The organism is Sulfuricurvum sp. (assembly GCF_028710345.1).
Classification (GTDB): Bacteria; Campylobacterota; Campylobacteria; order Campylobacterales; family Sulfurimonadaceae; genus Sulfuricurvum.
The window spans coordinates 238,597-257,461 of the sequence record NZ_JAQTUH010000002.1 but is presented as its reverse complement, the minus strand read 5'-3'; the positions used below and the strand labels follow the sequence as shown (position 1 = coordinate 257,461).

18 protein-coding genes are annotated in these 18,865 nt (G+C 41.7%); 1 reads left to right on the top strand and 17 read right to left on the bottom strand.

Going from position 1 to position 18,865, the window contains the following annotated elements; genetic code table 11:
• Positions 1-68 precede the first annotated feature (68 nt).
• From PHC76_RS03855 to pheS, 4 genes are read right to left on the bottom strand one after another with little or no spacing between them, the layout of a single operon-like run.
• Positions 69-902, bottom strand: coding sequence for a 4-hydroxy-3-methylbut-2-enyl diphosphate reductase (locus PHC76_RS03855; protein WP_299971277.1), 834 nt, complete (start codon positions 900-902; stop codon positions 69-71).
• The gene (gene aroA, locus PHC76_RS03850; RefSeq protein WP_299971280.1) at positions 899-2,176 is read right to left on the bottom strand and encodes a 3-phosphoshikimate 1-carboxyvinyltransferase; all 1,278 of its coding nucleotides are present in this window, start codon (positions 2,174-2,176) and stop codon (positions 899-901) included. Before aroA ends, PHC76_RS03855 begins: the two co-directional genes overlap by 4 nt.
• Entirely contained in the window at positions 2,173-4,506 is a 2,334-nt protein-coding gene (gene pheT, locus PHC76_RS03845) for a phenylalanine--tRNA ligase subunit beta (protein ID WP_299971283.1), read from the bottom strand. The genes aroA and pheT overlap by 4 nt, the downstream gene beginning before the upstream one ends.
• Positions 4,503-5,516 (bottom strand): phenylalanine--tRNA ligase subunit alpha, encoded by a 1,014-nt coding sequence (gene pheS, locus PHC76_RS03840; RefSeq protein ID WP_299971285.1) that lies wholly within the window; start codon positions 5,514-5,516, stop codon positions 4,503-4,505. The genes pheT and pheS overlap by 4 nt, the downstream gene beginning before the upstream one ends.
• Positions 5,517-5,605: 89 nt before the next feature.
• Between pheS and PHC76_RS03835 the strand changes: the two genes are divergently transcribed.
• The gene (locus PHC76_RS03835) at positions 5,606-5,962 is read left to right on the top strand and encodes a histidine triad nucleotide-binding protein (RefSeq protein ID WP_299971288.1); all 357 of its coding nucleotides are present in this window, start codon (positions 5,606-5,608) and stop codon (positions 5,960-5,962) included.
• Positions 5,963-6,073: 111 nt separating this feature from the next.
• Here PHC76_RS03835 and PHC76_RS03830 read toward each other — a convergent pair whose 3' ends face one another.
• The 13 genes from PHC76_RS03830 to PHC76_RS03770 form a co-directional block, all read right to left on the bottom strand.
• On the bottom strand, positions 6,074-6,538 hold the full coding sequence (locus PHC76_RS03830) for an OsmC family protein (protein ID WP_299971291.1): 465 nt from the start codon (positions 6,536-6,538) through the stop codon (positions 6,074-6,076).
• Entirely contained in the window at positions 6,535-7,923 is a 1,389-nt protein-coding gene (gene argH, locus PHC76_RS03825; RefSeq protein WP_299971294.1) for an argininosuccinate lyase, read from the bottom strand. The genes PHC76_RS03830 and argH overlap by 4 nt, the downstream gene beginning before the upstream one ends.
• A gap of 87 nt (positions 7,924-8,010) precedes the next feature.
• On the bottom strand, positions 8,011-8,346 hold the full coding sequence (locus PHC76_RS03820) for a cytochrome C (protein WP_299971297.1): 336 nt from the start codon (positions 8,344-8,346) through the stop codon (positions 8,011-8,013).
• Between the two features lie 102 nt (positions 8,347-8,448).
• Positions 8,449-10,269 (bottom strand): menaquinone biosynthesis decarboxylase, encoded by a 1,821-nt coding sequence (locus PHC76_RS03815; RefSeq protein WP_299971300.1) that lies wholly within the window; start codon positions 10,267-10,269, stop codon positions 8,449-8,451.
• Entirely contained in the window at positions 10,266-11,213 is a 948-nt protein-coding gene (gene hemC, locus PHC76_RS03810; protein WP_299971303.1) for a hydroxymethylbilane synthase, read from the bottom strand. Before hemC ends, PHC76_RS03815 begins: the two co-directional genes overlap by 4 nt.
• A gap of 3 nt (positions 11,214-11,216) precedes the next feature.
• A complete protein-coding gene (locus PHC76_RS03805) occupies positions 11,217-12,044 on the bottom strand; it encodes a thioredoxin domain-containing protein (RefSeq protein WP_299971306.1) in 828 nt (275 codons plus the stop codon).
• Entirely contained in the window at positions 12,007-12,423 is a 417-nt protein-coding gene (locus tag PHC76_RS03800) for an FxsA family protein (protein ID WP_299971308.1), read from the bottom strand. Before PHC76_RS03800 ends, PHC76_RS03805 begins: the two co-directional genes overlap by 38 nt.
• Positions 12,420-14,123, bottom strand: coding sequence for a proline--tRNA ligase (locus tag PHC76_RS03795; protein WP_299971311.1), 1,704 nt, complete (start codon positions 14,121-14,123; stop codon positions 12,420-12,422). Before PHC76_RS03795 ends, PHC76_RS03800 begins: the two co-directional genes overlap by 4 nt.
• A 20-nt stretch (positions 14,124-14,143) precedes the next feature.
• A complete protein-coding gene (gene hemA, locus PHC76_RS03790) occupies positions 14,144-15,394 on the bottom strand; it encodes a glutamyl-tRNA reductase (RefSeq protein ID WP_299971314.1) in 1,251 nt (416 codons plus the stop codon).
• Positions 15,394-16,284 (bottom strand): polyprenyl synthetase family protein, encoded by an 891-nt coding sequence (locus PHC76_RS03785; protein WP_299971317.1) that lies wholly within the window; start codon positions 16,282-16,284, stop codon positions 15,394-15,396. The genes hemA and PHC76_RS03785 overlap by 1 nt, the downstream gene beginning before the upstream one ends.
• Positions 16,284-16,703: a hypothetical protein gene (locus tag PHC76_RS03780; RefSeq protein WP_299971319.1), complete on the bottom strand. Its 420-nt coding sequence runs from the start codon at positions 16,701-16,703 to the stop codon at positions 16,284-16,286. Before PHC76_RS03780 ends, PHC76_RS03785 begins: the two co-directional genes overlap by 1 nt.
• 91 nt (positions 16,704-16,794) lie before the next feature.
• Positions 16,795-17,445 (bottom strand): hypothetical protein, encoded by a 651-nt coding sequence (locus PHC76_RS03775; RefSeq protein WP_299971322.1) that lies wholly within the window; start codon positions 17,443-17,445, stop codon positions 16,795-16,797.
• A 151-nt stretch (positions 17,446-17,596) separates the two neighbouring features.
• The gene (locus PHC76_RS03770; protein WP_299971325.1) at positions 17,597-18,862 is read right to left on the bottom strand and encodes a DUF2130 domain-containing protein; all 1,266 of its coding nucleotides are present in this window, start codon (positions 18,860-18,862) and stop codon (positions 17,597-17,599) included.
• Positions 18,863-18,865 lie beyond the last annotated feature (3 nt).

Genomic DNA, 18,865 nt, shown 5'->3' with positions numbered 1-18,865 from the left:
CCCTTGTTACTAAAAATTGGTTGATTATAGCGTAGAAATGCTTTTTTTTCGATAAAAAAGGAGAAAAATTAAGAGTGAGAAATTTGTTGAATTCGCTCAATAACGGATTGTATAATCCAATCAGGGGTCGATGCACCGGCACTGATACCGCAAAAAATTTTACCGACAAACCATGCAACATCAATCTCTTCAGGTGTTTCGATATGGTAACTGTCAGAACATTGATCTTTGGCAATCGAATGGAGTTGTTTGGTATTCGATGAATTCTTTCCACCTATAACAATCATAATATCTGCTTCTTTTGCAAGTTTATAGGCCGCATCTTGATTATCAAAGGTTGCATTACAAATGGTATTAAAAACACGTACCTCTTTATGCTTCGCCATTAATTTAGCAACGATTTGTTGATAATCTTCTACTTTACGGGTCGTTTGGGCAACCGTAGCCACTTTTTCACGCAAGCGGAGAGCATCTACTTCATCCGCACTGTTGACCACATAAACATGTGTTTCTCCGTAGCTTTTTACCCCTTTTATCTCAGGGTGAGCCTCATCTCCGAAAATGACGATGTCATACCCTTGTGAGCTCATCTCTTCGCAGATTTGCTGCGGTTTGGTCACATAGGGGCATGTAGCATCAATGACATTGACTTCACGCTGTTTTAAAAGAGACAACTCCTCTTTAGGTATTCCGTGCGTCCGTATAACGGCAGTATCTCCCGATTTAAAGCTATCTAAGTTTTCACTCAACGCAACGTTAAAATCACGTTTAAGCCTCTCAATCTCGTTGGCATTATGGATGAGTGGACCATAGGTTGCAGAATTTTTGTTCTCCTCAGCAATCTTAATTGCCCGTTTCACTCCGAAACAAAATCCATAACTCTCCGCCAACTCTATTTTCATTTTTCAACCTTAGTACATTCTCCTAAGAGTTCAAAAAAGTTTGGGAAAGAGGTATTAATACACTCAATATCTTCCACTTCCATACCGCAACGTAATCCGGCAATCAAAAAACTCATCGCAATACGGTGATCCCCATAACTGTTCACAACGGCAGATTGTAAGGTTCCACCGACAACTGCATATCCATCGCTATACTCTTCTGTTTCAATACCGCAAAGGTTGAGATTATCCACCACCGTTTTGATACGGTCTGATTCTTTGACCCGCAACTCCTCAGCGTTTTTGATGATACTTTTCCCCTCGGCACACGCCATAGCGATAGAGAGTGCGGGAAGTTCATCAATCAACCATGAGATATTTTCTTCCACCACAACCGCTTTGAGTGGCGCGTATTTCACGCTGATTGTTCCAACAGGCTCATAGGTCTCATCATTCAAAGTATAGGTAATATCCGCACCCATTTTCTCCAAAACTTTAAATGCTTCGATACGGGTGGGATTGAGGGTAACTCCCTCAATCACCACACTCGAATTAGGGGTAATCGCTGCGGCAACGGCAAAGAAAAAGGCACTGGAGGGATCAGCAGGGACACGAATTTTTAATGGTTGAAGGGGCTTTTCTAAAGGCCAAATCTTAGTCTCTAAACCGTTTACTTCTACACGAGCACCCATTCCGCGAAGCATCCGTTCCGTATGATCACGGCTCAATTCCGGTTCACGAAACGTACAAATACCATCAGAGCGGAGTGCTGCTAACATCATCGCACTTTTCACCTGTGCCGACGCGATAGGGGAGGTATAATCAAATGCTTTGAGTGACGCACCGCGAATGGAGAGAGGGGCGAGATCACCGTTATTGCGTCCATCGAGCTGTGCTCCGATAGAACGTAACGGCTGGGTTACCCGCTTCATCGGACGACGTTTGAGGTACTCATCTCCACTAAGGATAAAATGACCATTTGCAGAGCTAAGAAGCCCACAAAAAAGGCGCATCCCTGTCCCAGAATTGCCACAATCGAGAATCTCAGGGCTCTCTTGAATCCCGTTGGATTGGATAGTGATAACAGAGCCGTCATCAGTGATTTTCGCCCCTAAATGACCGACAATCTTTAGCGTGTTAAGGGTATCTTCCGCTCGAAGAAAATTTTCAATACGGCTCTCCCCCTCTGCTAAAACAGCGAACATTGCACAACGGTGCGAAATCGACTTATCCGGTGCAATAGCATCCGTAACTAATGCAAAAGATTCACTGGCAGTTACCTTGGCACGCATCATCGCAAACTTACCCCTAGCTCTTCTCTCAAAGCGGTCAATATCCACTCTATCGATGTAGTAATCTCTTCTTCTTCAAGTGTTTTTTCATCCGATTGCAATACAAAACGTAAACTCAGACTAACACTCTCACCTAAACTTTCAGAACTGTAACGATCTACAGGATAAAAACGTTTAATATCAGCGCTCGAATGTTTAGAAATAACCTCTTTGATTGCTTCATAAGTTAATGTTTTTGGAACCATCAAACTCAAATCTCTAAAAGAGGCTTGATATTTTGAATACGGTTGTGCTTGGATAAGTCCGTAAGGCAAACAATCCATCTCTAATTCACACATAAACGTCGTAGAGAGGTCAAATTCACTTTCGATACTCGGATGAAGACGGAATATCTCTCCGGCAACACTCCCGTTAATCATCACTTTTGCTGCCATATAAGGGTGTGCCAACGAATGGGTCGGGGTAGTTTCTTTCATCTCGAATGAACCGACAATATCGGCTACCTTTTGGACAAAATAGGCCAAATCGACGGAAGATGCTTTACCGCTGTTCGAGATTTTATCCCCTTCACACGCACCACTAAGGATAAAACCGATACGTTTACTCTCAGCACGATTAGTATCGAATACCATACCACTCTCAAATAGCGCAATCTTTTTTTGGTTTACTTTTACATTCGCACTTGCCGAATTCAAAAGCCCGATAAGAAGCGTTGGACGAAGGGTATCAAAATTTGCTGTAATAGGATTTAAAAGCTCTTGATTGTGTGCTGTACACGCAAAACCAAAACGTTCACACACACTTCGTTCATTAAAGACAAAATGGACCGATTCAAAAAAGCCGCTTTGAGCTGAACGTTGACGATAGAGTCGAACTTTTTTATAACTCTCTAAATCAGCTGTATGTTGATTACTTTCGGAAAATAAAAGCGGTTTAGAGGGGATATTATCGATTCCGACAATACGGACAATCTCTTCAACAATGTCTTGTTTATTCACGATATCATGTCGAAATGAAGGGATCGAAATCGCAAATGAAGAGGTTTTCGGTTTACTAATACTCATTCCAAGATTTTTCAAAATTTGGGTCAATTTTGTTTTGTCAATTTTCATTCCGATAAACGATTCAAACTCCTCTTCATCCATCGTCACAATACGAGTCTCACGGGGTGATTCAAGTTCCAAATAACCGCCGTATAAGGTTGAATTTGAATACTTTTCTAAAAGTTCCATACCGTATTGTATACCATATTTTAGAGATGGCTCAGAGCCGCGTGAAGTGTGATAATAGTGGGGACAACTCTCTATTTTTGTCTCAAACATTTTTTTAGCAATAATTTCAGGTGGGATATAACTCGCTTCGATAATTGCCAAACCTTCTGTTTCTTCAAAACGGGTATCGTGGTTTTGAGACACACCCACAATAGAGAGATTTGTTTTACCATAGAGTGCCGCATAACCGTTTTCATCACGTTTCAAGGTAATCATCGATTTACCGCCAGATGTTTCTTCCAAAGCGTTAAAAGGATAGGCGCGTAAAATAACTCCACTACTGTGGGTTGCATATTTGAGTAAGGTAATCATCACATTCGGATAACTCTCACCTAAAATCGCCATACGAAGTGCCACAATAAACGGTACACTTAACGCTTTTACATCAACCGCTCCATACAATAATCCGACATCATAGGTCTCTTGATGTTGCAACTGTAAAATACGCCCTATTCCTAGACGTCCATCAGGTTCAACTTTTGTTTTACGCTCACGTAACTCTTTATTTAATGCTGCACCCAAATCACGTGCAACTCCATGTATACTTAAACAGTCTCCACGATTAGCGGTAAGTTCAATCTCGATAATATCATCGCAAAATGGCTCATAGGTATTCAGATTTTTACCGCATACCAATTCACCGATACTACCATCGAGAATCATAATCCCCTCACCGGTACTCGGCAATCCAATCTCTTTGGAAGAGCAAATCATCCCATGCGAATCGACACCGCGCAATACTGCTTCTTTAATCGTTAATCCACCGGGAAGCTCAGCACCAACAGTAGCAACCGCAACATAAATTCCGGCACGAACATTGGACGCTCCGCACACAATTTGACGTACTTCACTACCGACATTGACTTGACAAACATTGAGTTTATCAGCATCTGGATGCTTTTCACACCCCTCAACAAATCCGATAACAACACCGTTTGGAACATTCATCGCCTCATGCGAATCAACTTCGAGTCCGATACTGTTAAACGTTTTGAGCAACTGTTCTGTTGTTACGGATGAAAGATCAATCCACTCATTTAACCAATTTTTTGTAACGATCATCTAAACTGCTCCAATAATCTAACATCACCTTCAAACAGTGAGCGTAAATCGCCGATACGGTGGATGAGCATTGCAAACCGCTCAACACCCAATCCAAACGCGTATCCGCTCACATTCTCATACCCAACCGCTTTAAAAACATTGGGATCAACAATCCCACAACCAAGCACTTCGAGCCAACCGGTTCGAGAACATACTCGACACCCTTCACCGCCACAAAAAATACAGCTAATATCGACTTCAGCAGAAGGTTCCGTGAAAGGGAAAAAGCTCGGACGGAAACGGACATCGACATCACCGAACATCGTTTTAAGAAAATCTTCGAGGATAAATTTGAGATTGGCAAACGAAACTTTACCCTCATCTTCGACCACTAGTCCCTCTACTTGATGAAACATCGGTGTATGGGTAATATCATAATCGCGACGAAATACCGAACCCGGTGCAATCATACGAATAGGTGGTTTTGTTGCCATCATCGTACGGATTTGAACCGGTGACGTATGAGTACGCAAAAGCTTTCCATCAGCAAAATAAAAAGTATCTTGCATATCACGTGCCGGATGGTATTTAGGGAGATTTAACGCTTCAAAATTATGAAAATCATCCTCCACCATCGGTCCGGTATGAACCGCAAAATTCATAGCAGTGAAATATTCAACGATTCTATCCATCGTCTCCATCACAGGATGCAGCGCTCCACGTTCACTCGTTGGTGAAAAAAGACTTACATCTACCGCTTCAGCTTTCATTGTTGCATTAAGATGCTCCATCGCCAAAAAAAGTTTTCGGTCAACAAGCAATGCATTCAGTCCCTCTTTATGGATATTGAGCTCTTTGGCAAATGTCCCTTTTTCAGCATCGGGGATATCTTTCATACGGGCAAATTCCGCGTTCATAATCCCTTTTTTTCCAAAAATCGCAATCCGAATCTCTTCAATTTTATCAATTGTATCGGCTGTTTTGATAGCGTTGTACCACTCTTCCAAAGCCATGTCTCCATCATTCATTATATAGGGTTATTATAGTGAAATCTCTTTTACAATAAGCTTCAAGGCGAGCGCTGTATGCTACAATGTGGTTAAAAAAGAGGTTTACTATGTGTATATTTTGTAAAATAATCAATCGTGAAATCCCATCTAATCTGGTAAAAGAAGATGAAAACTTCTTTGCTTTTCATGACATCAATCCAAAAGCACCGGTGCATGTATTGGTTATTCCAAAAACGCATTATAACAGTTTTAATGATATTCCGGAAGGGCTAATGGGGAAAATGGGCTCATTTATGCAAGAAGTTGCTCGTGAATTGGGAATAGATCAAAGCGGATACCGTATCATCAGCAATATCGGTGAAAACGGAGGGCAAGAGGTAGGACATCTCCACTTCCATATCCTCGGCGGAGCAAAACTCAAATGGGGGCATTTTGCGGATGCTGATCCGAAAGATTTCTTTTAACCCAATCGTCATTCCCGCGTAGGCGGGAATCCAGCTTTCTTTAATAGGGATGGATCCCCGGGTCAAGCCCGAGGATGACGAGTAATAAACCGACTGTATAAAATCAATTACTTACGCATTACACCCTTGAAGATTGCCGAAATCAACATCACTTCCGCCACCACTAATCATCGCTTCATTTTCACAAATGGTCTCCCCATTATGGATGATTGTGTACGTAATTGTGGTAGTATCGCGGATCGTATTGATCGTTGAGCAATAGGTTTCAACACTTGCCATTACCCAACGAGCAGCGGTAGTATCATCCGCATCCGAATCAAAAGAGTATTCCAAATGCAATGTATTAAACTTTCGCGGCGGGGTTTCATTTCGAACTACTTCACCCGATACACTCAGATTTTTAACACTATTACCTGACTTTTGAGGAAGCATAACGATATCGGTAGCAGTACATCCGATCAATCCGCTCAAAAAATACTCAATCGGAGAGATTTGAGGACAATCGATAATAAAACTGCTTTTTTCAGTTTTAGCCTCAAACTTCATCTCATTTAGATGACTTACAGTGATTTTCATAGTTTTACATCCTTTAAAAAGTGATCAAAATAGATAATTTGCTCTAGTGTGCGCACTTCCGCTGTTCCCCCTTGCGATACGCGAGCATTCATCGAATGTTCAATTGCTAAATAAGGGATAACGTCCTCTTTGATACGGCTGTCGATAGCGTGAAGTTCACTGTAGGCAATATCACTCAAATCGATTCCCAATACTTCGGCACGAGCAACCGCACGTCCCGTGATGTGGTGCGCTTCACGAAACGGAACGTCACAGTGTTCTACCAAATAATCTGCCAAATCGGTCGCACTCAAATGCCCAAGCTTGCAAGCACGAGCCATGTTTTGAGGTTTAATCGTCATCGTTTTAAGGGCTTCGCGCAAGATTTCAAGAGAGATTTCAGCCGTTTCAATACTGTCAAACACCCCCTCTTTATCCTCTTGGGTATCTTTATTATAGGCGAGTGGCAACCCTTTCATCACCGTTAAAAGACCCATCAAATTACCAAAAACACGACCCGTTTTACCGCGTAGAAGCTCCGGTACATCGGGATTTTTCTTTTGCGGCATGATAGAGCTTCCGGTGGAGTATTGATCGGAGAGTTCAACGAATCGGAACTCATAGCTCGACCAAAGGATAATCTCTTCCGCCAAACGGGAAATATGCATCATGAGCGTCGAAATATTAAACAAAATTTCCAAAGCAAAATCACGATCACTCACGGTATCGAGACAATTGATACTTACAGAGTCGAATCCAAGCAACTGAGCCGTCATTTCACGGTTGATATTGTGCGGAGTACCTGCCAATGCGGCACACCCGATAGGAGAGATGTTACTACGTTCCGCTGAACTCTCAAAACGTTCACAATCACGTTTAAACATAGAGGCATAGGCAAGGAGATGGAATGCAAAGTTAATCGGCTGTGCATGTTGTAAATGGGTCATCCCCGGAAGCAATGTCGTCGTATGATCACGTGCAATATCCACAACTACCGTCATCAATGCTTTGATTTGCTCAACAATTTCACGGTTTTTACGAAGCACATAGCGACGGAAATCGAGAGCAACCTGATCGTTACGGCTACGCGCCGTATGGAGTTTTTTCCCTGCATCACCGATGATATGGGTAAGACGTTTTTCAATCGCCATGTGGAGATCTTCATCCCCGATTTTCCATTCAAAAATACCCGATTCGATTTCGTTTAATACCTGAGCCATACCTGACTCGATCAGTGAAAGTTCTTCATGATTCAAAATACCTTGATGAGTCAACATCTGTGCATGAGCGATTGAACCTTCGATATCCTCACGATATAATTTTTGATCAAACATGATCGAGGCATTAAATTTTTCCAAAAGTGTTGACGCATCTTGGGTGAAACGTCCGGACCACATTTTTTCCATGGTATCTCCGAATATAAATTATTTAGGGGATTTTAGCGAAGTTTGGTTTAGAAAGTGTTACCGATAGTCGGTAACAAAGAGGATATACTAATTACAAGCAGGTACATTACCGCTATCTCTTGAATACTCAGTCAAAAAATCTTCAAGATGTTTAGCATCTTTAGTAAATTTCTTGTCTTGAAAATATTCCCAAGAAGGTTGCGCTTTTTTGGAATTCAAATGGATAGAGGCAAGCTGTTCCCCTTTTTTATCCATAATTTTTTCCCATGTGCGAGTATTTTTACCTCCTGCCATGGCTTGACCACCGCCGTGACAATCTTTACATGAGTCGATATAAACTTTTTGCCCTTTATAGGTTGCAGCATTCAACGTTGAGAATGCTGAAATCAGCAACGCTACTGTAAAAATATTTATTTTTATCATCAATACAATTTCCCTTATACTATTGAAATCTAATCATTGATATTACATTAGTAAATATAATATATAGCTTAATATCTATCCAAATGAGCTCTAAAAAGAGCTTTAAAGTTGATATTTTTTCTCAAAACTTAACTCTAAATCCCAAAGAGACAACTCTTTTAATTTTTGCACAACCGTTTGAGTACATAAAACATCTCCAGGCCATTCACGCTCAAAACCATCAACGGAACCCTTAGTTGTCCCATCAATAGAAACTAATGATCCTTGAATACAGATATCTCTAAGTGCATCAATGTTGTTGGCTACCCGCCACAACAGCATATAGGGGTTGTTGATATCATTATCCTCTTCATCAACAATAACAACAATACGCAAAAGAGATTCTAATGGAGTCAACATCATTGCTGTTTTTCCAAACGAACGATTTTTCTTTACACTAATTACCGTAATCGGATTAGCGGTATGACGCATATACTGAGTCACCCCTTGAATTTCAGGAATCAATGGTCGAATTCGATTTAATAACTCTTCACTATCAATCATCTCAGGCTTTTTAAGAACATACGAAGCGGTAAAATCAACACCCAATTTTCCCCCTACCAAACTCTCAGGGCTCGAATGATCCAATGCATCACTAATCCCCTCGGAGATAAAGAGACATTTTGGGATAAAGCGATTAAGTGCAAACGTTGCTAATGCTTCGTAATTGGTGAGCTTTGGAGCATCTTCTCCAAAGAAAAGGGCGTGTTTGACAAAACTCATCTGCCCTGAACCCCAAAAAAGGTGCATAAATTGTTTACTGTGCCCTTTGTACAACGGTTTCATTTTTGCCAAAATAAGATTATGAAAAACACCGTTTTCCGGCATATGATAATCTATAAGATCGGCTGCATTGGTTTTCAAAAGTGGTAAGAAAATCCGTTCCGTCGCCCAACCCATGTATTTGTCTTCCAACGGGGGTTTCCCCACAACGGTTGCCAAATAATGAGGTTTTTTTGTATGGGTAATGGCACTTACTTCTAGTGCTGGATAGTGTTCTGCCAGCGTATAGTAACCGGTATGATCTCCAAAAGGGCCTTCTAAAACCATTTTTTCCGGATCAACCCACCCCTCAATCACATAATCAACATCGTGCGGAATGTAGAGCGGTGTTGTGATTGATTGCACCAATTTGACCGTCTCTTTTTTAATCAAACCGTACAAAAGAAGCTCATTTACCCCATACGGCAATGGAGCCGTCGCACACCATGTATAGAGAGGATCACCGCCGATACCGATAGAGACCGGCATTTTTTTACCGGCACGTTGATACTGATCAAAAAAGTGAGAAGAGTCTTTATGAATCTGCCAGTGCATCCCCAAATGGTTTTTATCATAGACTTGGAGACGATACATCCCGAGATTAACGATATTCCCATCCAAACTTTGGGTATAGACCTGCCCCATCGTAATAAAAGGACCACCGTCCTCTTCCCACGTCGTCAAAATCGGTAAATCATAGAGATTAATATCATCTCCTTGAATGATTACCTCTTGACATGCCCCGCGAGTTTTGAGTTTTTTTGGGAAAATCTCTTTCATTGCGAAAAGATCGCTCAACATCCCCATTTTTTCTTTAAAGCCTTGAGGCGGTTTCATGTGGAGCAGTTTTTCAATCTCAGTTGCAACCCCCTCCACATCACGGCCAAACAAAAGTTCCGTCCGTTTATACGAGCCAAAAAGATTCATAATGACAGGAGCGGTAAAACTTTTTCCATTTTTGCTATCGATTGGGTGGGTAAAGAGTAATGCTTTTCCCCCATCTGTTTTTTTTACTTCTGCATACGCTAAATGGGGAATTTCCAAATGGATATCCAATGGCGTATCAATAACACGCAATTCATTATGCGATTTTAAAAGCTCTAACGTTTTTGCGAGGGTCATGCTTTATGCCCATCTGCCATAACTTCGGCACGTGCTAACAACTCCATCGCACCTTCTTCTATTAGACGACGCGCCATCGCCTCACCCACACCGCTAACGTTATCGCGAGCAACAACGATCTCTTCTCCCATCACTTCAGACCCATCCGGCATCCCAAGGGTTGAGCGGACACTAACATTGCCATCGTCTAAAACACGTGCACTCACACCGATAGGAACTTGACACCCACCTTGGAGAGTATCGACAAATTCACGCTCAATCGTCGTCTCTAAACGGCTGTCATGATCTTCGAGCATCTGAGCAATCTCTAACACCCACGGCTCATTAATCGTCTCAATCCCTAATGCACCCTGCCCCATCGCGGGAATCATTTCAGAGAGAGAAATAGGATAAAAATATTCTACCAAATTGGCGAATCCAAGACGGTTAATCCCCGCAGAGGCAAGGATGATCGCATCAAATTCCCCCTCTTTGAGTTTACGGATACGGGTATCAACGTTACCGCGTAAATCTTTGATTACCAAATCAGGACGCTCTTTGATGAGTTGCATACGGCGACGCAGTGATGAAGTCCCCACAACCGCACCCTGAGGTAATGAAGCGATATTAGGATATTTTTGAGAGAGCATCGCATCACGGACATCTTCACGTGTCGTAATAGCTGAAAGTAGTAACCCCTCTGGCATCACGGTTGGGACATCTTTGAGCGAATGAACCGCCATTTGTGCTTCTCCTGCGAGCAGTGCTTCTTCGATCTCTTTAAGAAACAACCCTTTCCCTCCGATTTTTGCCAAAGGGACATCAAGAATTTTATCTCCGGATGTGATGATAATTTTGAGTTCAACCTCGATATCGCTTCGTGCTGATTCAATAACCGATTTTATATGGTTCGATTGCCAAAGGGCGAGTTTGCTTCCGCGTGTTGCGATGGTGAGTTTTTTCATCAATTATTGTACCTTTACATCTTTATATTTTGTTTTTTTAGGATCTTTTTGTCCATCAAAGAAAACGGTAGGTGTGCCATTCACCATCATCGTAGTCACAGTTTTTTGATCCAATTCAAACTGTTTAAGTACCGATGGACGTTTCAAATCAACAAGAGTGAGTTTTGTTTTAAATGTCTTATTAAAAGCATCAAGAATTTTTTGATCATCTTTTTCATTGGCATTAACATCTACTTGGTACATCTTTAAGGTAACGTCATCGATACCATTTTGTTCTGCCGCAATTGCCGCTTTACAGAGGCTCACAGACGCAGGATGGAGCTGTGCAAGGGGGAAATGATAATAATAGACCGCAAATGTTTTAGGATATTTTGCCATATAAGCGAGTGCTTCAGGAGCAAAACGGCGACAAAACGGACACAATGGATCAGAAAAAACAGCTACTTTGTGTTCAGCATTGGCATTACCGCTGATCAAATTGGCTTTAGTATAAAATGCATTGTTAAATCCCGGTGCCATAATATCATTATAGCGTTCGCCTGTTTTAAGATTTACCAATTCCGGCGCAATAACATCACCGCTGACGAAATAGGTACCGTTTTGGTTGATATGACGGTTATCTCCTCCTTGCTTCAAATCGGCTTCAATAGAGACGAAATAAGCCTGCCATCCATTCATGCCGGAAACATTCTGCTTACCATTAATATCAACTTGTAAATTACTAATACTGGGATTGCCTCCAATCCCTTTTTTTAAAAATGAAACTACCTCTGCATCGGTTGCAGCATAGAGGCTAGCGCAAAGCAGGAGAGTCGCTGATAATTTCGGCATCAATAACATTGTCATCCTTTGGTTGAGTTTGTGAATTGTATTCGGGATATTTTGGCTTAAAACGGTTAACGATTAGTGTACTTAAAAGAGAGAATTGTATCAAAACACCCATAAAATCGGTTAAAATCCCCGGTAAAATCAAAAGAATTGCGGAAAGCAACCCTAAAAGATTGCGTTGATAAAAACTGTTTGCGTCAAGACGACGCTCTCGTAATTCCATAATATTGACGATAAGCGTCGTACGAAAATTAAATAAAATAACCATTCCGATAAATGCGCTAAAAACGATTTCAGCCAACATCATCAATCCACCAAGTCGTGAAGCCACCTCAGTGGTTATAAAAACTTCACTAACAAAGTAGAGCAAAAAATAGATCATCCCACAAGCTCCATAATCTTCGCCATCACCTCATCAGCATTCACGGTGATAATTTCAGATGTTTTACGGATTAAAATTTGAACTGAGCCATTATCCAACTCTTTTCCGACGATAATCGTAAACGGGAATCCAATCAACTCAGCATCAGACATTTTAAATCCAAAACGCTCTTTACGATCATCAAATATTACTTCAATCCCTTTGTTTTGCAACGCTTTATAAAGCTCCTCAGCATACGCAACATGAGCCTCTTCTTTGACATTTGAGACCATCACGTTGACAAGATACGGCGCTGTTGCATGAGTCCAGATACACCCTTTTTCATCATGATGTTGTTCAATTACTGCCGCAACAAGACGGCTAACACCCATCCCGTATGTCCCCATAATAAACGGGGTAGAACGACCGTTCTCATCGAGGTAATTAGCTCCTAGAGGGGCTGAGTAAACTGTCCCAAGTTTAAAGATATGCCCTACTTCAATCCCTTTGGTATAGGTGAGTTTACCAGAACAGTGAGGACAACCATCCCCCTCTTGTACACTTGCGAGATCAGCAAAATGAGCTTCTGCCATTACACACAGATTAACACCGGCGAAATGGTAATCCATCTCATTCGCACCGCAAATCATCGAGGTGGCATCACGGGTATCGTTATCCATAATCACACGGATTTTATCTTGATCGAGCGGTCCGACAAAGCCGGGAACTAAACCGATTTCAATAAGCTCCTCTTCGCTAGCATCCACCAAATCGATTGCTCCGATACTGTTACGTCCCTTGACCTCTTGGAGTTCATCACATCCGCGCATAAAGAAACAAACCAGCTCACTCCCCTCAGTATAAACCGCCCGTTTGACGACCGCTTTGAGGGTGTAGTACGAATCGACATGGAAAAAAGCGCTCAAATCATCAATCGATTTGATATTTGGCGTTTTAAATCGGATAAAATCGGCTTTAGGGGCTTCGGGAATCACTGTACGAGAGGCACGACGCGCCGCTTCGACATTGGCACCGTATTCACATGAATCACATACGGCGAGAGTATCTTCACCACTCCCCGCGAGAACCATCAACTCTTTTGATCCCGTCCCTCCAATAGCACCGCTATCGGCTTCGACAATACGAAACTCCAGACCTAAACGTTCTAAAATACGTTTATATGCACCTTCCATCGCATCGAACTCACGATCCAAATCTTCAGTTGATGAGTGGAAACTGTACCCATCTTTCATCACAAACTCACGCCCGCGCATAAGACCGAATCTCGGACGTGCTTCATCACGAAATTTGGTTTTGATTTGATAAAGATTTAACGGAAGTTGTTTGTAACTCGTCACACGATTACGGACGATACTCACCATCATCTCTTCATGGGTCGGCCCTAAGACGAAAAGGTTCTCTTTACGGTCACGGAAGCGAAGTAACTCTTTGCCGAACTTCTCGATTCGTCCACTCTCTTGCCACAACTCCGCCGGAGTAACAAAACTCAAATCAACCTCTTGAGCACCGCAAAGTGCCATCTCTTCATTGATGATATTTTCGATTTTTCGAAGAACACGTTTGCCTAATGGGAGGAAATTATACAAACCTGCGGCTACTTGTGTCACAAATCCGGCACGGGAGAGATAGATATGGCTCGGTAGTTGTGCATCTTTTGGAGATTCTTTGGTCGTTGGGATATAGGCTTTACTAAAACGCATTCATTTCCTTTATTAAGATTTTAAAAATTTTGATCGTCATTCATCAAAAAGCTTAACGCTTCGATTAGTGCATCGGTTCGCATCGGATCACTGTGTGAACGCATCTGTTCTGTTATTGGGTGTAAAAAACGTTTTAACGCTTGTGTCGTCGCTTTATGAAGTACGTGTTCATACTCTTTCGGTAAATATCCGTTCTCGATAACCCGCACACTCTCTGCATGAGCCGACGTATAGGCACGCTGATAAACATTTTTGATTAACGGCTCGATAGAGAGGGCTTTGAGCCACTCAAAAAAAGCGGCGGTATGACGGCTGATAAGGACAAACGAAGCACGCGCTTCATCTTCACGCATCGCGATATTAGCACTCACAATATCTTTAAGATCATCGATAACATAGAGATGGATTCCCCACTCTTGGGTATGACACTCGATATCGCGAGGTACTGCCATATCAAACCAATACCGATCATACGAGCACCCCTCGATCATAGCATCGGTGATAATGGGTGAAAGCGAGCCTGTAGAGGTAAAAAGAATCGGATATTCGTTAATCGCATAAGCAATCTCTTCGTAAGAGCGCACTTTCGCTCCGCACTCCGCAGCAATCGCTTCAGCTTTGCTAAACGTGCGGTTCATCACCGTTACATCAGCACCTCCGGCACTCAGATGTTTACAGGTAATCACCGACATCTCACCCGACCCGATAACTAATGCCCGCTTACCCGCAAATCCTCCTACACATTCACGGGCTTTGCTTACCGCAACACTCGCAATCGAAACAGGACGTGATGAGATATCGGTTGCATTACGAATTTCAGCAGCACATTTTTGTGCCGACTGCAATGCACGGGCAAGCTTAACTCCACAATAGCCGTTTTCATTAGAGAGCTTAAAGGCATCTTTGAGCTGACCTGCAATTTGGGTCTCACCGACAATCATAGAATCCAAAGAACTGGCAACACTAAAAAAATGGTGAATTGCCCCATAATTATCAAGCATATCGGCACGTGCTTTGAGCTCATCCGATGGGGTATTTGAGTGTTGTGAAAGTAATGATAACAAATGTTCACTCGCCTCTTCCACATGGGAACAACTGCAATATATCTCCATCCGATTACACGTAGAGAGAATCATCGACTCATTAATATTGGTATGAGCATTAATAACTTCAAGCATTTTTAGCTTCGCATTATCATCGGCAAAAGCAAGTTTTTCACGTTGCGCTAAGGTTGAGTTTTTATGAGAAAAACTGATGATTAGATAGTGCATTAATAGCTTCTTTGGATTACAGAAGCGATAATAGCCCGTAATGCCGCCTCTTCAGGGACACAACGGATTGCTTCATCGCATAGCTCTTGTGCATAGTGATATGAGCGTTCAATCACCCCAAAATGCTCCATCCGATCACGTATCCACACTTTTTCAGCTTTGCTAAGTTCCCGACCGTGACATCCCACCAGTTTGTCACGCTCATCCCCATCCAATGCATCGTATAAATCGATATACGGAAGCGTCGCTTTCCCCTCTACGAAATCATTTAAAGCCGGTTTTCCTAACGTTTCATCATCAGAGGTAATATCGAGAATATCATCGACGATTTGAAATGCCAACCCTAAATTTTTCCCATACAGCCCATATCGTGCCGCTTCTTTGTTTTCGAGTATCGCCGCGCAATAGGCACACGATTCGATTAACGTTGCTGTTTTGAGATAGAGCATTTTGAGATACTCTTCACGATTGACATTAAACGATTCCGCCATCGCCACATCCATCATCTCACCCACAGAGAGCTTCATAACCGATTGGGAAATAGAAAAAGAGATTTCAGGATCAAACGACGTTAGTTCGCTAAACGCTTTGGAGTATAAAATATCTCCCAACATAATCGCGAGCTTTGAGCCGTGCGTGGCATTGACCGAAGGGGTTCCCCGACGCATCATAGCCTCATCGATAACATCATCATGGAGCAGACTCGCCGCATGAATCAGCTCGACGATTGCTCCGAGCAGTGGTGCACGCGAATCATTCGGTGCGATAGTGAGAATCAATCTGGCACGAAGACGTTTTCCGCCGGAGAGGGTAGCAAATAGTTCACTGGCTTGAGGAAAATCGACCTCATTAACCAATTGTTGGATGATAGCTTCTACACGTTCTAACATTATTTTTTCTCTTCCTTGCCCAAATAATCCACTAAAATTCTTGTCTCTTTATCAATAATCAGCAAATCAAACTGTGCACTTTTATTGATATCATCAAACTTTTTAAAAACAACCACCGCATAGGGGACATCGTTCTCATTTCGATTCGCATTCAAAAGACGCTTACGAAAACTATCGTTACGCCCAAGGGATAAAACATGCTGACCCACAATACGATCATATTTTTCATGAACGATCAACGCTTTATCGGTATAAAGCGTCCACCGCCATTGTAAAACGCGTTCCATCTTAGGTGACGATGTTTTGATGAGAACTTTTCCTATTTCATCTTTTTTGAGATGAAAACTTTTCATCTCTCGCCATGGAGCTCCATAGAGGGAAAAAACCATACTAATAATAAGAAGTAAAACTCTTGTCATTAGACTCCAAGATTAAAAGGGCGATTATAGCATAATGAAAATAAAGGGGAATTAGCATATTCGTTCATTCCATGCTTGACACAAAATCCAGCTAAGAGTTTTTTACTAATTCCACTTTTTTTAGTGATATATTTTTATTGTTCTCTACATCATAGATTCCTACAATATCTTTTTGTTCAACCCCATTAAAATCCCCTATTTCCCATACACTCTGCGTTGTTTCTGCATAATAATACTTTTGGTCACCAACTTTTAAAAAGGTACTATTGTGATTTAGTGACTGATCATTTTTTATTGCTACCCCTAAAAATGTGTGATAAGTTTCATTTTGTTTCGTAAATATTAATACTGAGGTATGCTTTTTTTCTTTTAGCAATGTTGCCATCAAAAATGATTTTTCATCACAATCTCCACTATTGGTTGAGAGCACTTCAACAGGTGTTTTTACGGTAGTATCACCAGCGTAATAAGGTATTTTTGTAACGTATTTATAAATGCTTTCTATCTCACAATTTTCAACATGATTACAAGGAGCAGTAATCTCTTGGGCTAATTGCTTTAGCTTGCCACTATCGTCAGTATTGTTTTTAAAAGTCGCATTTTCTATGATTGATTTTTTAAATGTGATATATTTCGGTACTGAATAATCTTCATTAGAGAAGTAGTTTCTGTAAATGTATACGGAAACAAAAACCACAGCTGTTATAATAAATAGTTTACTAGCATCAGATAATTTAGTCATTTGGATATTTTCAAAGTCTTTAATAGATTCATTTATTTAAATACCACCATTTGCATTGATTACATTAATATCTGGTGATTTTAGTTTAATAGCATATAAAAGTCAAGGTTGAAATGATGAGAGACACGGCTGATTCGTTTTTAGTATTCATTCAATTTTCCTCTTCATCTTCCCCACTATAGGGTAATTCAAGCGCCTTAATACTCCCAATAGCATTCCCCGCAATCCCCTGAATCGATCCATACATCCCCGTTGTGTTTTCGAGAACTTTATTGATCTGTTTTTCCCGCTGTTTCCAAATCCGTTGCATTGCCCGTCGCTCAGAGTCCAAATCCGCCTGCATTTGGCTGAACCCTTCAACGATTGCTTCGATCTGCATCTTGAACTCATTACTGGTCAGGAAACTGTATAGCATTGTCATCTTGTCGGTTTTGTTCTCTTCGGAGAGTAATGCCCTTGCCATACGTATGACATTTTCACGCAACACCATCGACAACCCTTTGAACTCCTCGTAAGTACACACCCATACCCCATCGAGCAATCCCATGCGACTCATATCTTTTGGCATCGTGCTAGTGACCAATACCCCGATGTCTGCTCCACGATCACGCATATCGGCTTTAAACTTTTCGATCCATGTAGATTGAAAATCTTTTGTCCGCTTGCTCTCGTAATAGATCGTTCCGCAATTTTGCATCTCGCGTGTATGAACACTCTGGATACAGTCACCGCCTCGCTGACCTTTCTTGATCTCTTCGATTGAATCAAACGGATACTGTGCCATCAACCACTCTTCGATGGCGAGTTCTTGCACCTCTCCTTGCATCTGCATACTGCCCTGCTCGGCTTTGCGCTTCATCTCTTCGATGAGCTTTTTTTGATCTTCGAGCTGTTTGTCTTTCTCTTTGAGTTTGAGTTCGTTTTGTTCATCGACCAGTTTGTGAATCTTCTCTTTTTCCTCTTTGAGGCGTTCAGTTAACACCTGTTCGGCTTTGAGCTTTGCCACCTCTTCGGCTTCGGTTATTGCGCGTTTGAGCTGTTCGATTTCGGCTTTTGAGCGGTTCAGCTCTTTGACCTGCTCGGATTTTTCGGCTAACTCTTTTTGGAGTAGCGCCATTGATTCGCTTTGTTCATCGAGAATCTGTTTTTTGAGGGTGTCGGATAGTTTTTGGCGTTCTACTTTGAGCTGAGTTGATACGCCATCTCGGAGCTTTTCATCGAACTTTTCTTGCTGATCTTTGAACGCTTCTTCTTTGGCTTTGAACTCATCCATAGCCGCTTTGTACTTTTTACGATGTTCGTCAACTTCACTATCAAACTTGCTCTTCATCTGAGCTTCGAGTTGATGATAGAGGATTTCGTTTACATCGATTTGTGTGCCGCATTTTGGACATTGAATAGTGGTTTGTGATGACATATT

Bases quoted from the DNA above. Each gene is read 5' to 3' on its own strand.
- PHC76_RS03855 (WP_299971277.1), bottom strand. From the start codon at position 902: ATGAAAATAGAGTTGGCGGAGAGTTATGGATTTTGTTTCGGAGTGAAA.
- aroA (WP_299971280.1), bottom strand. From the start codon at position 2,176: ATGATGCGTGCCAAGGTAACTGCCAGTGAATCTTTTGCATTAGTTACG.
- pheT (WP_299971283.1), bottom strand. From the start codon at position 4,506: ATGATCGTTACAAAAAATTGGTTAAATGAGTGGATTGATCTTTCATCC.
- pheS (WP_299971285.1), bottom strand. From the start codon at position 5,516: ATGAATGATGGAGACATGGCTTTGGAAGAGTGGTACAACGCTATCAAA.
- PHC76_RS03835 (WP_299971288.1), top strand. From the start codon at position 5,606: ATGTGTATATTTTGTAAAATAATCAATCGTGAAATCCCATCTAATCTG.
- PHC76_RS03830 (WP_299971291.1), bottom strand. From the start codon at position 6,538: ATGAAAATCACTGTAAGTCATCTAAATGAGATGAAGTTTGAGGCTAAA.
- argH (WP_299971294.1), bottom strand. From the start codon at position 7,923: ATGGAAAAAATGTGGTCCGGACGTTTCACCCAAGATGCGTCAACACTT.
- PHC76_RS03820 (WP_299971297.1), bottom strand. From the start codon at position 8,346: ATGATAAAAATAAATATTTTTACAGTAGCGTTGCTGATTTCAGCATTC.
- PHC76_RS03815 (WP_299971300.1), bottom strand. From the start codon at position 10,269: ATGACCCTCGCAAAAACGTTAGAGCTTTTAAAATCGCATAATGAATTG.
- hemC (WP_299971303.1), bottom strand. From the start codon at position 11,213: ATGAAAAAACTCACCATCGCAACACGCGGAAGCAAACTCGCCCTTTGG.
- PHC76_RS03805 (WP_299971306.1), bottom strand. From the start codon at position 12,044: ATGCCGAAATTATCAGCGACTCTCCTGCTTTGCGCTAGCCTCTATGCT.
- PHC76_RS03800 (WP_299971308.1), bottom strand. From the start codon at position 12,423: ATGATCTATTTTTTGCTCTACTTTGTTAGTGAAGTTTTTATAACCACT.
- PHC76_RS03795 (WP_299971311.1), bottom strand. From the start codon at position 14,123: ATGCGTTTTAGTAAAGCCTATATCCCAACGACCAAAGAATCTCCAAAA.
- hemA (WP_299971314.1), bottom strand. From the start codon at position 15,394: ATGCACTATCTAATCATCAGTTTTTCTCATAAAAACTCAACCTTAGCG.
- PHC76_RS03785 (WP_299971317.1), bottom strand. From the start codon at position 16,284: ATGTTAGAACGTGTAGAAGCTATCATCCAACAATTGGTTAATGAGGTC.
- PHC76_RS03780 (WP_299971319.1), bottom strand. From the start codon at position 16,703: ATGACAAGAGTTTTACTTCTTATTATTAGTATGGTTTTTTCCCTCTAT.
- PHC76_RS03775 (WP_299971322.1), bottom strand. From the start codon at position 17,445: ATGACTAAATTATCTGATGCTAGTAAACTATTTATTATAACAGCTGTG.
- PHC76_RS03770 (WP_299971325.1), bottom strand. From the start codon at position 18,862: ATGTCATCACAAACCACTATTCAATGTCCAAAATGCGGCACACAAATC.